The organism is Bradyrhizobium sp. WBOS07 (assembly GCF_024585165.1).
Lineage (GTDB): Bacteria > Pseudomonadota > Alphaproteobacteria > Rhizobiales > Xanthobacteraceae > Bradyrhizobium > Bradyrhizobium japonicum_B.
Genome location: NZ_CP029008.1, coordinates 2,231,632 through 2,245,132 on the forward strand (window position 1 = coordinate 2,231,632; position 13,501 = coordinate 2,245,132).

Below are 13,501 nucleotides of genomic sequence, written 5' to 3' on the forward strand. Positions count from 1 at the left end.
GGAACTGCCGCGTGTGGTCACAGCCCAATCCGTAATTCGCATAAGGTATATTATGGAATATCTTTTTGTACAATTGGATCAGTTATTTAGACGACATTCCTGCCATAGCGCCTTCGCTTCATCTGCTTTTCGGTCAGGGCCTCGAAGCCCGGTCCCGAGTCCCGGTCGCTACTGTGCATGGGGTTGTTTTGCAGATTTGCATCGGCTCGATCTCTGCGAAAGCCGATATTGCCGTGACCTTGGCCGGCTGCAATAAGCAAGGCCTCGCGAGATCGCAGATGACCTTCTGACCTTCCGTCCGTATAGGTTTGCATCTCAGAACAACAACAAACCTTCCGAGGAAGCAAACTCATGAGCTTTTCCCGACGCACGCTTCTCAAGGCCTCCGCCGCGACCGCGGTCCTGGGCGGCATCGGTGCGCCCCATGTGGCCCGCGCCCAGAGCGCCGAGTTCACCTACAAGTACGCCAATAACCTGCCCGACACCCATCCGCTGAACGTCCGCGCCAAGGAGATGGCCGCGGCGATCAAGCGCGAGACCAACGGCAAGTTCGACCTCCAGATCTTCCCGAACAACCAGCTTGGCTCGGATACCGACATGCTGAGCCAGATCCGCTCCGGCGGCGTCGAGTTCTTCACGCTGTCGGGCCTGATTCTGTCGACCCTGGTGCCGGCCGCGTCCATCAACGGCATCGGCTTCGCGTTCCCGGACTACGACACGGTCTGGAAGGCCATGGACGGCGACCTCGGCGGCTTCGTCCGCGGCGAGATCAAGAAGGCCGGCCTCGAGGTCATGGACAAGATCTGGGACAACGGCTTCCGCCAGACCACGTCGTCGAGCAAGCCGATCACCGGCCCTGATGACCTCAAGGGCTTCAAGATCCGCGTGCCGGTCTCGCCGCTGTGGACCTCGATGTTCAAGGCGTTCGACGCCGCGCCCGCCTCGATCAATTTCAGCGAGGTCTATTCGGCGCTGCAGACCAAGATCGTCGAAGGCCAGGAGAACCCGCTGGCGATCATCTCGACCGCCAAGCTCTACGAGGTACAGAAGTACTGCTCGCTGACCAACCACATGTGGGACGGCTTCTGGTTCCTGGCCAACCGCAGGGCCTGGGAAAAGCTGCCGCAGGATGTCCGCACCATCGTCGCCAAGCACATCAACGCCGCCGCGGTCAACGAACGCGCCGATACCGCCAAGCTCAATGCCAACCTGCAACAGGAACTCGCGGCCAAGGGCCTGACCTTCAATCAGCCAGCGGTGGCGCCGTTCCGCGACAAGCTGCGCACCGCCGGCTTCTATGCCGAGTGGAAGGGCAAGTATGGCGATCAGGCCTGGGATCTGCTGGAAAAGGCCGTCGGCAAGCTGTCGTAACGCGTTGGGGCCGTCATGGCTCATGTCGAGATGATCGCAGTGGTGGGTGAGGCGGCATTTCAGCCCCCTCGCCGACCATCGTTGCTGGCTTCGCTCGAGCGCCTGCTCGGCCTCGCCGTCGAAATCCCGGCGGCGATCCTGGTCGTCGCCGAGATCGTGATCCTGTTTGCCGGCGTGGTCGCGCGCTACGGCCTGCACCGGCCGCTGATCTGGTCGGACGAGCTCGCCTCGATCCTGTTCCTGTGGCTCGCCATGCTGGGTGCGGCGGTTGCGTTCCGCCGCTCCGAGCACATGCGCATGACCGCGGTCGTCGCCAGTGCGCGGCCGGCCATGCGGGCCTATCTCGATCTGGTCGCGACCTCAGCGGCCCTGGCGTTCCTGATCCTGATCGTCTGGCCCGCCTGCGACTACGCCTATGAAGAAAGCTACATCACGACGCCGGCGCTGCAGATCTCCAATATGTGGCGCGCCGCCGCGCTGCCGGCCGGCATCGGCCTGATGGCGGCCTTCGCCTTGCTGCGGCTGCTGCGCGCGGCCGACTACCGGATGGTCGTGGCCGCGATGCTGTCGGTTGCCGTCCTGGTCGGGCTGTTCTGGCTGGCGGAGCCGCTGCTGCGCTCGCTCGGCAATCTCAACCTCGTCATTTTCTTTGTCGGCGTCGCGGGTTTCTGCGTCTTTGCCGGCGTTCCCATTGCGTTCGGCTTTGGCCTGGCGATCTTCGGCTATCTGGCGCTGGCGACGCGGACCCCGGTGATGGTCCTGGTCGGGCGGATGGACGAGGGCATGAGCCACCTCATCCTGCTCTCGGTGCCGCTGTTCGTGTTCCTGGGCGTCCTGATCGAGATGACCGGCATGGCGCGGGCCATGGTGGCGTTCCTGGCCAGCCTGCTCGGCCATGTCAGGGGCGGCCTGCACTACGTCCTGGTTGGCGCCATGTACCTGGTCTCCGGCATCTCAGGCGCCAAGGCCGCCGACATGGCGGCCGTCGCGCCCGTGCTGTTTCCTGAGATGAAAGAGCGCGGCGCCAAGCCCGGCGACCTCGTCGCGCTGCTGGCGGCCACGGGCGCCCAGACCGAGACCATCCCGCCGAGCCTCGTGCTGATCACGATCGGCTCGGTCACCGGCGTTTCGATCGCGGCGCTGTTCACCGGCGGCCTGTTGCCCGGCGTCGTGCTCGCGATCACGCTCTGCATGCTGGTGTGGTGGCGCTACCGCCACGAGGACATGAGCCACGTCCGGCGCGCCACCGCATCCGAGATCGGCAGGACCTTCGTCGTCGCCCTGCCCGCGCTCGCACTGCCCTTCGTGATCCGCTATGCTGTGGTCGAGGGCATCGCGACCGCGACCGAGGTTTCCACCATCGGCATCGTCTATGGCGCGCTGGTCGGCCTGCTCGTCTACCGCCGCTTCGACTGGCGGCGGCTGTTCCCGATGCTGGTCGAGACCGCGGCGCTGTCGGGCGCGATCCTGCTGATCATCGGCACGGCGACCGGCATGGCCTGGGGCCTGACGCAATCCGGCTTCTCGCGCTCGCTGGCGGCCGCCATGACCGGATTGCCCGGGGGCGCTGCGACCTTCATCGCCGTTTCGATCCTGGCTTTCGTCATCCTGGGCAGCGTGCTGGAAGGCATTCCGGCGATCGTGCTGTTTGGGCCGCTGCTGTTTCCGATCGCCCGGGCCGTCGGCGTGCACGAGGTGCACTACGCCATGGTGATCATTCTCGCCATGGGCATCGGGCTATTCGCCCCGCCCTTCGGCGTCGGCTATTATGCCGCCTGCGCCATCGGACGCGTCGATCCGGCCGAAGGTATCCGGCCGATCTGGGGCTATCTGCTGGCGTTGCTGGCGGGATTGATCATCGTCGCGATCTTCCCCTGGATCTCGATCGGATTCCTTTGAGGCGCAGTTTAAGGAGGGTGTCGATGAGCGAGCGGCGGAACCAGTACAATGTCGGTCTCGACAAGACGCCCGCCAATTACGTGCCGCTGAGCCCGCTGAGCTTTCTCGCGCGCAGCGCCGCCGTCTATCCCGATCATGTCAGCACGGTCTATGAGGGCCGCAGCTTCACGTGGGCTGAGACCCATGAGCGCTGCCGGCGCTTTGCGTCCTGGCTCGCGCGCAAGGGGATCGGCGTCGGCGACACCGTCGCTGCGATGTTGCCGAACATCCCGGCGATGAACGAGGCGCATTTCGCCGTGCCCATGACCGGCGCCGTGCTCAACGCGCTGAACATCCGTCTCGACGCGCCGTCGATCGCGTTTCAGCTCGACCATGGCGGCGCGAAGATCATCCTGGTCGACCCGGAATTCTCGGGCGTCATCACCGACGCGCTGGCGCAGATGACGGGCCCCAAGCCGCTCGTGGTCGACGTCGACGACGCATCGTTCAAAGGCGGCAGCCGCATCGGCGAGATCGAGTATGAGGCGGCCGTCGCCGAGGGCGATCCGAACTTCGCGGCGATCACGCCAAACGACGAATGGGACGCGATCGCGCTGAGCTACACCTCGGGCACGACGGGTAATCCCAAGGGCGTCGTCACCCATCATCGCGGCGCCTACCTCAATGCCGTCAGCAACATCCTCGCCGGCAATCTCGGCCAGCATCCGGTCTATCTCTGGACGCTGCCGATGTTCCACTGCAACGGCTGGTGTTTCCCGTGGACCATCGCGGCGGCCGCCGGCATCAATGTCTGCCTGCGCAAGGTCGAGCCGACCAGGATCTTCGAGCTGATCAAGGCGCACGGCGTCACCCATATGTGCGGCGCGCCGATCGTCTACAACACGCTGATCAACGCCCCCGACGCGCCCAAAGGCAGCGCGGCCCGCCGCGTCGTCGGCCTGATCGCCGGCGCCGCGCCGCCGGTCGCGGTGCTCGAAGGCGCCGAAAGCATCGGCATCAAGCTGACGCATGTCTACGGCCTGACCGAGGTCTACGGCCCCGCCTCCGTCTGCGCCGAGCAGCCCGGCTGGGACGAACTCCCAGCGCCCGAGCGCGCGCGCATGAAGCGCCGGCAGGGCGTGCCCTACCCGCTCGAGGAACGCGTCACCGTCATCGATCCGCAGACCATGCAGGAGGTGCCGCGCGACGGCGAGACCATCGGCGAGGTCATGTTCCGCGGCAACATCGTGATGAAGGGCTATCTCAGGAACGAGAAGGCGACCAGGGAGGCGTTCGAGGGCGGCTGGTTTCACACCGGCGATCTCGGCGTGCTCGACGAGCACGGCTACGTCATCATCAAGGATCGCTCCAAGGACATCATCATCTCCGGCGGCGAGAACATCTCCTCCGTCGAGGTCGAGGACATCCTCTACAAGCACCCGGCCGTGCTGTTCGCCGCCGTGGTCGCAAAGCCCGATCCCAAGTGGGGCGAAGTGCCCTGCGCCTTCGTCGAGCTGAAGGACGGCGCCAGCGCCAGCGAAGCCGATATCATCGCCTTCTGCCGCTCGCACATGAGCGGCTTCAAGACGCCGAAGGCCGTCGTGTTCGGGCCGATCCCGAAGACGTCCACCGGCAAGATCCAGAAATTCCTGCTGCGCAACGAGGTCGGATCGGCGAAGGCGATCTCGGCCTGAGCTGATTGCAGATAAGCTTCCGCCCGCACGCCGGAAGGCGGCGGGCGGAAGGCCTCAACCTCACATCTTCTTGTAGGCGTCGACGATCGCCTGACCATCGGCGCCAGCCTTCTTGAGCCAGTCGGCCGTCAGCTGCTCGCCGATCTTCTGGAAGCCGGATTTGAGCGCCGGGCTCGGCGGCTCGACATTCATGCCTTTTGCCTTGAGCTGGTCGAGGTACCAGGTGCTCTTGTCCTGCCAGGCCTTCCAGCCACGGGTTTCCGCCGTTGCCGCCGCCTTGAGGATGGCCTCCTGGGTCGGCTTGTCGAGCGCGTCGAACGCGGCCTTGTTGACGAAGGTGTAGTCCTTCGGAATCCAGGCTTGAACGTCGTAGAAATATTTGAGCGACTCCCAGGCCTTCGCGTCGTAGCCCGTGCCGCCCGACGACATGAAGGAATTGACCACCCCGGTCGCCAGCGCCTGCGGCAGTTCAGCGGCCTGGATCGTGACAGACTGCGCGCCGACCAGCTCGCCGATGCGCGCGGTCCCGACGTTATAGGCGCGCCATTTCAGGCCTTTCATATCCTCGATGGTCGCGAGCGGCTTGTTGACATAGACGCCTTGCGGCGCCCACGGCACGACAAACAGCAGCTTGAGGCCCTGCGCATCGAGCTTCTTGACGATCGCAGCCTTGGAGGCCTGATACAGCTTCATCGCGTCCGGAAAGCTGGTCGCGAGGAACGGCACGACGTCGACGCCGAACACGGGATCCTCGTTCTCGTGGATCGAGAGCAGCACCTCGCCCATCTGCGCCTGACCGGTCACCACCGCGCGCTTGATGTCCGGTGCCTTGAACAGCGAGGCGCCGGGATGGACGGTGATCTGCAGCTTGCCTGATGTTGCGGCCTCGACGTCCTTGGCGAAGGCGACGAGATTCTCGGAGTGCGGATTGTCGGCGGGATAGGCCGCCGGCAGATTCCATTTGGTCTGGGCTAAAGCGGGCGTTGCCGCCAGAATTGCGCAGGCCATCAGGCCTGCACCGATGAAACGAGACTTCATTGAACTTCTCCTCCCGGTCAAATTGAACGCGTGGCTTGGTCAGTCTGGAAAGGCGAGCTTGGGCAGGAACATCACGATCTGTGGATACTCCGTGATGATGAACACGGAGGCGAGCAGCAGCACGAAAAACGGAAACGCCGCCCGCGCGACGGTGAACGTGTCGCGCCCGCTCATGTTCTGGAGCACGAACAGATTGAAGCCGACCGGCGGCGTGATCTGCGCCATTTCGACATGGATGATGAGGTAGACGCCGAACCAGACCAGATCGAGGCCGGCCTGCCTGACCATGGGCAGCACGATGACGGCGGTCAGAACGATCATCGAGATGCCGTCGATCAGGCATCCCAGGATGATGTACATGATGCTGAGATAAAGCGCGAGCATTCCCGGCGTGAGCTGTTGCCCCTGCACCCAAGTGGCGAGCGCCGCCGGAATGCCCGTATAGGCCATCGCTGCCGTGGTGTAGGCCGCGCCCGCCAGGATCAGCATGATCATGCAGGTCAGGCGCGTGGCGCTCATGATGCTCTCGAGGAAATTTTTCCGCGTGAGCGTGCCGCTCCACCAGGCCAGTAGCAATGCCCCGGTGACGCCCCAGGCGGCGCATTCGGTCGCGGTCGCAAAACCAAGCACGAGCGAAAGGAAGACCGCGAGGATCAGCAGCAGGCAGGGCGCGAGCTTTGCCGACTCGCGCAGCTTCTGCCGGAATGGCATCGGCGGATCGCGCGGCGGAACCTTCTTGGGATTGAGCAGCGACCAGATGATGATGTAGCCGGAATAGAGCACCATCACCAGCACGCCCGGCAGGAAGCCGCCGAGGAACACCTGCAGCACGGAGACATTCGCCGTGACCGCGTAGACCACCATCGGGATCGAGGGCGGAATCAGGAGGCCGAGCGTGCCCGAGCCTGCGAGCGATCCGAGGCTCAAGCCTTTATCGTAGCCGCGCTTGTCGAGCTCGGGCAGCGCGATCTTGCCGATCGTCGCGCAGGTCGCCGCCGAAGAACCCGAGACCGCCGCGAAGATGCCGCAGCCGATCACGTTGACGTGGGTCAGGCGCCCGGGCAGCCATTGCACCCAGGGCGACAATCCCCGGAACATCTCTTCCGACAGTTTGGTGCGGAAGAGAATCTCTCCCATCCAGATGAACAGCGGCAGCGCGGCCAGGGTCCAGGACGAGCTGGCGCTCCAGGTGGTGGTCGCAAGCACCGCGCCGAGCGGCAGGCTCGTGGTCAACGACATCGCCACGAAGCCGACGAGCCCGAGCGAGACCGCAATCCAGACGCCGCTTCCCAGCAGCAGGATCATGACGCCGAGCAGGATGAAAGAGAGCTCGATCATGCCAAGATTGGCCATGGTCAACCTCCGCCGCCCTGCGAGATGCGTTCGACGAACTCTTCCGGCGTCTCGTCCGGCGAGCCCTTCTCGTAGCTCGGGCGGCCGCCGCCGACGACATTGACCATTTCGTCGATGAGCGCGATCGACAGGATCGCAAGACCGCCGGCAAAGCCGAGCTGCGGAATCCAGAGCGGAAGCGCGACCACGCCCTGCGCCACGTCGTTGAAGCGCCAGGAATCGTAGGTCATCTGCACGGCATAGCGGGTGAAATAGAGAATGAAGACGGTGGCGATACCCAGCGCCACGATCTCCGCGACCTGCTTGGTCCGCCCGTGCAGCCGCTCCAGCAGCAGGCCGACGCGGATCATCTCTCCCCGCTTGAAGGTATGCGCAAGGCCGAGGAAAGCCATCGCGGCCATGCACCACGACGCGAAGTCATCGCCGGCGGGAATGTTGATCGCAAACTGGCGGCCGACCGACATCAGCATCATGATGGCAAAGATCGCAACCAGGAAGACGCCGGCGGCGTAGCCTGCCCCGAGATAAAGAAGATCCAGCGCGCGGCGCACCGGTCCACCAGCCGTTTCGTCGTCCCCAGCCACCAATCCCATCCTCACACGAGGCGTTTCGGCGGGCCCGGCGATCGCATATCGCGCGCCGCCGATCCTGCTTCAATATCGCCCTTGGCCAACGCCCAGTCTTTCAGACGTTAGATCAACATGATGGAGCCGACGCAAGCAAGGACTATGCCTGCCGGCAGGCGAATTTCTACCGCAGGTTCAATGCGTCTCCAGCCGTAGCCCGTCAAAGGCGGGCACGACGCCCGCGGGCAGCGATTGCCGGATCACCTCGTAATCGACATCGGCGGTCATGTTGGTGATGACAGCGCGCTTTGGCTTGAACCGCTCGATCCAGGACAGCGCGTCATTGATGCTGAAATGGCTGACATGGTTGGTGTAGCGCAGGCCGTCGACGATCCAGAGGTCGAGATCTTCCAGCGCATCCCAGCTCTCGCGCGGGATGTCGTTGAGGTCGGGTGTGTAGGCTGCATTCCCGATGCGATAGCCCAGCGCGGGAATGTTGCCATGTTGGACCAGAAAGGCGGTCATCGTCACGGCGCCCCCCTTCCCCAGGATGGTCTGGCTTTCGCCGGCTTCGATCGAATGCCGCGTCAGGATCGGCGGATAGTCGCTGCCCTCCGGCGAGATGAAGCAATAGGAGAAGCGCGACAGGATGTCCTTGGCGGTCGACTGGTTGAAATAGGTCGGGATGCGGCGGCGCATGTGCATCACGACCGATCGCAGATCGTCCATGCCGTGGGTCTGGTCGGCGTGCTCATGCGTCAGGAACACCGCATCGATGTGATCGACGTTGGTCGAGAGCAATTGCTCGCGCAAATCCGGCGACGTGTCGATCAGGATGCGCGTGGTGCCGTGCTCGGATTTCCGTTCGACCAGCAGCGAGCAGCGGCGGCGGCGGTTCTTGGGATTGTTGGGATCGCAGGCGCCCCAGCCGAGCGCCGGGCGCGGCACGCCGGCGGAGGAGCCGCAGCCCAGGATCGTCAGTGTCAGCGTCATGCGGCTCCCGGTTTCAAGGCTTCACCTTCGAGAACAGGCGGAAGAAATTCTCACTGGTCTGGCGCGCGATCTCGTCGAACGGCACCCCACGCGTCTCGGCCAGCACTTTTGCCACCTCCACCACATAGGCCGGTTCGTTGCGTTTGCCGCGGAACTTGCCCGGCGCAAGATAGGGCGAGTCGGTTTCGACCAGGATACGATCGGAGGGCAGTTCGGCCGCGAGCGCGCGCAGGGCTTCCGACTTCTTGAAAGTCAGGATGCCCGTGAAGCCGATATAGAGCCCGAGCGACACCGCCTTCAGTGCCAGCTCGCGCCCGCCGGTGTAGCAATGCAGCACGGCGCGAAACGATCCCTTGGCCGCCTCGTCTTCCAGGATGCGGGCGCAGTCCTCGTCGGCTTCGCGGGTATGGATCACCAGCGGCAGGCCGGTGGCGCGGGCGGCGGCGATGTGGGCGCGAAAGCCCCGCGCCTGCGCCTCCGGCGAGCCGTTGTCGTAGAAATAGTCGAGGCCGGCCTCGCCGAGCGCGACGACCTTGGGATGCTCCGTCAACGCAACCAGCTCGTCCGATGCAATGCCGTCCTCCTCATCCGCGTTGTGCGGATGGGTGCCGACCGAGCAATAGACGTCGTCGTAGCGTTCGGCGATGGCAAGAAGCTGATTGAGCTTCCGAACCCGAGTCGAGATCGTGACCATGCGCCCGATCCCGGCCGCGCGCGCCCGCGATACGATGCCGTCGAGATCTTCCGCAAAGTCCGGAAAATCCAGATGGCAGTGGCTGTCGACCAGCATCGGCGAATGCCTCTAGGCCGCCGGCTCGATGTAGCGCGGGAACGCCGGCGTCGGAGCCGGAAGCGTCGAGCCGGGCGCGATCCGCTTGGCACCTCCGAGCATGGCGAAGCTGCGCTCCCCCTCCGGGACTCCGAGGCTGTCGAGCAGCTTGCCGGATGCGGCCGGCATCGCGGGCTGAGCCAGAATCGCGATCTGGCGCACGACCTCGGCGGTGACGTAGAGCACCGTCTTCTGTCTGGCCGGATCGGTCTTGGCGAGCGCCCACGGCGCCTCGCCGGCGAAATAGCGGTTGGCCTCCGCGACCACGGCCCAGACGGCGTTGAGCCATTGATGGATCTGCTGCGTCGCCATGGCTTCGCGGGACGCGGCCACCATGCCGTCGGCCATCGCGAGGATCGCCTTGTCGTTGTCGCTGAACTCGCCGGGCTCCGGCAGCACGCCGCCGAGTTGCTTGGCGATCATCGACAACGAGCGCTGCGCCAAATTGCCGAGATCGTTGGCAAGGTCCGCGTTGATGCGCGCGACGATGGCTTCGTGATTGTAGTTGCCGTCCTGTCCGAACGGCACCTCGCGCAGGAAGAAATAGCGCATCTGGTCGACGCCGTACTGGTCGGCGAGGTTGAAGGGATCGACGACGTTGCCGACCGACTTCGACATCTTCTCGCCCCTGTTGAACAGGAAGCCGTGGGCATAGACCCGTTTCGGCAGCGGGATGCCGGCCGACAGCAGGAACGCCGGCCAGTATACGGCGTGGAAACGGATGATGTCCTTGCCGATGATGTGCACGTCGGCCGGCCAGTAGCGCCAGTTCTTGTCGCTCTCGTCGGGAAAGCCGACGCCGGTGATGTAGTTGGTCAGCGCGTCGACCCAGACATACATCACGTGCTCTTCGTCGCCGGGCACCTTCACGCCCCAGTCGAACGTCGTGCGCGAGATCGAGAGATCGCGCAGGCCGCCCTTGACGAAGCTCACGACCTCGTTCTTGCGGGAATCCGGCCCGATGAAATCGGGATGATCCGCATAGAGCTTGAGCAGCTTGTCCTGGTAGGCCGACAAGCGGAAGAAATAGCTCTTCTCCTCGACCCATTCGACCGGCGTGCCCTGCGGACCGAGCCGAACGCCGTCGTCGTTGAGACGCGTCTCGTCCTCGGCGTAATACGCCTCGTCGCGCACCGAGTACCAGCCGGCGTAGGTGTCGGCATAGATGTCGCCGTTCGCCTCCATGCGCCGCCAGATCTCCTGGCTGGAGCGATGATGCTGCTCCTCCGTGGTGCGGATGAAGCGGTCGAACGACACGTTCAGGCGCTCGTCCATTTCCTTGAAGCGGCCAGCGTTGCGGGTTGCGAGGGCCGCTGCGGACATGCCCTCGCCGGCAGCGGTCTGGACCATTTTCTGGCCGTGCTCGTCGGTCCCGGTCAGGAAGAACACGTCCTTGCCGTCGAGCCGCGCAAAGCGCGCCAGCACGTCGGTCGCGATCGCCTCATAGGCGTGGCCGATATGCGGGCTGCCATTGGGATAGGCGATGGCGGTCGTGATGTAGAAGACGTTGTCGCGCGCGGCGGCGGCAACGGGCGCGGCAGCCTTTGGGGCGGCTGCCGGCGCTGCGGCTGCCGGCGCTGCGGCTTGCGGCGCTGCGGCAGGCTTCGGCGCAGGCGGGGCCTGGGGTTTATGAACCTTGGGCTTGGAGACCTTGGGCTTGACAGCCTTCGGCGGAGCGATGACGGGGGCCGGTGCGACGACGGCCGGCGCGGCAGCCTTCTTGGCTGATTTCTTCGCAGGTGTCTTGGCGAGCTTTTTGGCGGCCGCTTTCTTCGAAGCCTTCTTAGCGATGACTTGCTTCTTCGCAGCCTTCTTTGCCGGCTTCGCTATGCCTTTTTTTCCACCCCTTGTGGTGGTGGCTTTCTTGGACGCCTTGACCTTCTTGGAAGCTTTGCCGGTAAGCGGCTTCACAGCCTTCTTCGTGGCTTTCTTGGCAGTCCGCTTGGCTGCCTTCTTCGCAGCCTTCTTTCCCTTGGCGGTTTTCTTAGCTCGCGTTGCCACGACGAATTCCTTTACGGCTTCTCGAATTTTTTGAATCGAATCTGCGCCTAGCGCGTTGCGTCCGCCAGCCAGCCGAACACCGAGAAAACCAAGGGCTTGCGCTCCAGATTGTAGGTTTCGGTGTCGCGCGCGGCGCGGACGATCTTTTCCCATACCTCAGCTAGCCGCGCAAGGCGCGGCAAATTCTGGTTGGCATTGGCCTCGTCCGCATGCAGGCGTTCGGCGATCCAACGATCGATGCCGTCGATGAACGCGGCGAGCGCGACGCGGTCGCTGATGCCGAGGGAATCGCCGAGCGTGTGCAATTCGCGCGGGTCGACCTGCGGCAGGCGCGCCAGCAGCGCGGCGGTGCGCTGCTGAAGCTTCAGCGCGTCGCCGCCGAGCAGCGTCAGGGCCCGCGCAACGCTACCCTCGGAGGCCTCCGCCGCCTCGCGCAGCGCAGGATCGCTTGGATCGAGCTCGGCGGCCGCAGCCGCGGCCCCGACCACGTCGTCCGTTGCGAGCGGCCGCAGTCGGAGCTTGCGGCAGCGCGACTGGATGGTGGCGAGCACGCGCGCCGGCGCGTGGCTCACCAGAAGGAACAGCGATTGCTGCGGCGGCTCTTCGAGAATCTTCAGCAGCGCGTTGGCCGCGTTCGGATTGAGCTCGTCGACGGTGTCTACGATGCAGACCCGCCAGCCTTCGGCCGCCGCGGTCGAGCCGAAGAAGCCGATCGTCTCGCGTGTCTCGTCCACGGTGATCACGGTGCGCATCACGCCGCGATCGTTGGCGGTGCGCTCCAGCGTCAAGAGCCCGCCATGCGAGCCGGCCGCCACCTGCCGCGCCACGGCGTCATCGGGATCGACGGCAAGGTCCTGGGCGTGCTGCACGGCAGGCGCGAGCGGCTGGCCATGGGCGAGCACGAAGCGCGCCATGCGATAGGCCAGCGTCGCCTTGCCGATGCCCTGCGGCCCACCGATCAGCCAGGCATGCGGAATCCGCCCGCTGCGATAGGCTGACAGCAGCGCCGCCTCGGCCTCGCGATGGCCGAACAGCCTGGATGTCTCGCGCGGATGCGGAATGGCGGTTTCACGCTCGGACTGGCGCGGGCTCATGCTGAAATCACCGAAGCCGGTGTGGGAAGGAGACGATCGCGCAGCGCAGCCCAGATTCGGGCCGCGACCGTGTCAGGGTCGGAATTGGCGTCGATCAGCACGCAGCGCGCCGGATCGTCCGCAGCGATCTTGCGATAGGCCTCGCGCAGGCCCTGGTGAAAGCTGAGCTTCTCGCTTTCGAACCTGTCGGGCGTGCCATTGCCGCGGCGCGCGGCGGCGCGCTGCAGGCCGATCTCGACCGGCAAATCGAGGATGATGGTGAGATCCGGCTTGAGATCGCCGATCGTGACCCGCTGCATCGCGTTGATCAGGCCTTCAGGCACGCGGCCGAGGCTGCCCTGATAGGCCCGCGTCGAATCGGCGAAGCGGTCGCACAGCACCCAGACGCCCTGGTTGAGCGCAGGCAGGATCACGGTGCGGACATGATCGTCGCGCGCGGCGGCAAACAGCAGCGTCTCCGCCTCCGGACCGAGCAGTCTGCCCATCCCCGACAGCACCAGATGACGCATGATCTCGGCGCCCGGCGAGCCTCCCGGCTCACGGGTGACGCGGATGCGGAGTTTGGCCGCCTTGAGGCGGTCGGCCAGCTTCTTGATCTGGGTCGACTTGCCGGTGCCCTCGCCGCCTTCAAAGGTGATGAAGCGTCCGCGTCCGGACGGCCGCTGTCCTGGGCTCTCACTCATG

The 13,501-nt window shown here is 64.9% G+C and carries 11 protein-coding genes; 3 read left to right on the forward strand and 8 right to left on the reverse strand.

Going from position 1 to position 13,501, the window contains the following annotated elements:
• Positions 1 to 351 precede the first annotated feature (351 nt).
• The 3 genes from DCM79_RS10505 to DCM79_RS10515 are packed head-to-tail and all read left to right on the forward strand — an operon-like array spanning position 352 to position 4,943.
• Complete coding sequence (locus DCM79_RS10505; protein WP_257179776.1) at positions 352 to 1,371, forward strand: TRAP transporter substrate-binding protein; 1,020 nt, start codon at positions 352 to 354, stop codon at positions 1,369 to 1,371.
• 15 nt (positions 1,372 to 1,386) lie between these two features.
• Complete coding sequence (locus DCM79_RS10510; RefSeq protein ID WP_257179777.1) at positions 1,387 to 3,270, forward strand: TRAP transporter large permease subunit; 1,884 nt, start codon at positions 1,387 to 1,389, stop codon at positions 3,268 to 3,270.
• Positions 3,271 to 3,293: 23 nt separating this feature from the next.
• A complete protein-coding gene (locus DCM79_RS10515) occupies positions 3,294 to 4,943 on the forward strand; it encodes an acyl-CoA synthetase (protein WP_257179778.1) in 1,650 nt (549 codons plus the stop codon).
• A gap of 60 nt (positions 4,944 to 5,003) precedes the next feature.
• On the opposite strand, the gene DCM79_RS10520 is transcribed toward DCM79_RS10515, so the two are convergent.
• The 8 genes from DCM79_RS10520 to tmk form a co-directional block, all read right to left on the reverse strand.
• Positions 5,004 to 5,981 carry a TRAP transporter substrate-binding protein gene (locus DCM79_RS10520; protein ID WP_257179779.1) on the reverse strand — a complete coding sequence of 326 codons (978 nt, stop codon included), beginning with the start codon at positions 5,979 to 5,981 and terminating at the stop codon, positions 5,004 to 5,006.
• Between the two features lie 39 nt (positions 5,982 to 6,020).
• Positions 6,021 to 7,334, reverse strand: a complete 1,314-nt coding sequence (locus DCM79_RS10525; RefSeq protein ID WP_257179780.1) for a TRAP transporter large permease — start codon at positions 7,332 to 7,334, stop codon at positions 6,021 to 6,023.
• Positions 7,335 to 7,336: 2 nt separating this feature from the next.
• A complete protein-coding gene (locus DCM79_RS10530; protein ID WP_257179781.1) occupies positions 7,337 to 7,927 on the reverse strand; it encodes a TRAP transporter small permease in 591 nt (196 codons plus the stop codon).
• A gap of 168 nt (positions 7,928 to 8,095) precedes the next feature.
• Positions 8,096 to 8,893: an MBL fold metallo-hydrolase gene (locus tag DCM79_RS10535; RefSeq protein WP_257179782.1), complete on the reverse strand. Its 798-nt coding sequence runs from the start codon at positions 8,891 to 8,893 to the stop codon at positions 8,096 to 8,098.
• A 13-nt stretch (positions 8,894 to 8,906) separates the two neighbouring features.
• The gene (locus tag DCM79_RS10540; RefSeq protein WP_257179783.1) at positions 8,907 to 9,683 is read right to left on the reverse strand and encodes a TatD family hydrolase; all 777 of its coding nucleotides are present in this window, start codon (positions 9,681 to 9,683) and stop codon (positions 8,907 to 8,909) included.
• A gap of 12 nt (positions 9,684 to 9,695) precedes the next feature.
• Positions 9,696 to 11,723, reverse strand: coding sequence for a methionine--tRNA ligase (metG, locus tag DCM79_RS10545; RefSeq protein ID WP_257179784.1), 2,028 nt, complete (start codon positions 11,721 to 11,723; stop codon positions 9,696 to 9,698).
• A 47-nt stretch (positions 11,724 to 11,770) separates the two neighbouring features.
• Complete coding sequence (locus DCM79_RS10550; protein WP_257179785.1) at positions 11,771 to 12,817, reverse strand: DNA polymerase III subunit delta'; 1,047 nt, start codon at positions 12,815 to 12,817, stop codon at positions 11,771 to 11,773.
• Positions 12,814 to 13,500, reverse strand: a complete 687-nt coding sequence (gene tmk, locus DCM79_RS10555) for a dTMP kinase (protein WP_257179786.1) — start codon at positions 13,498 to 13,500, stop codon at positions 12,814 to 12,816. Before tmk ends, DCM79_RS10550 begins: the two co-directional genes overlap by 4 nt.
• Between the last annotated feature and the right edge of the window lies 1 nt (position 13,501).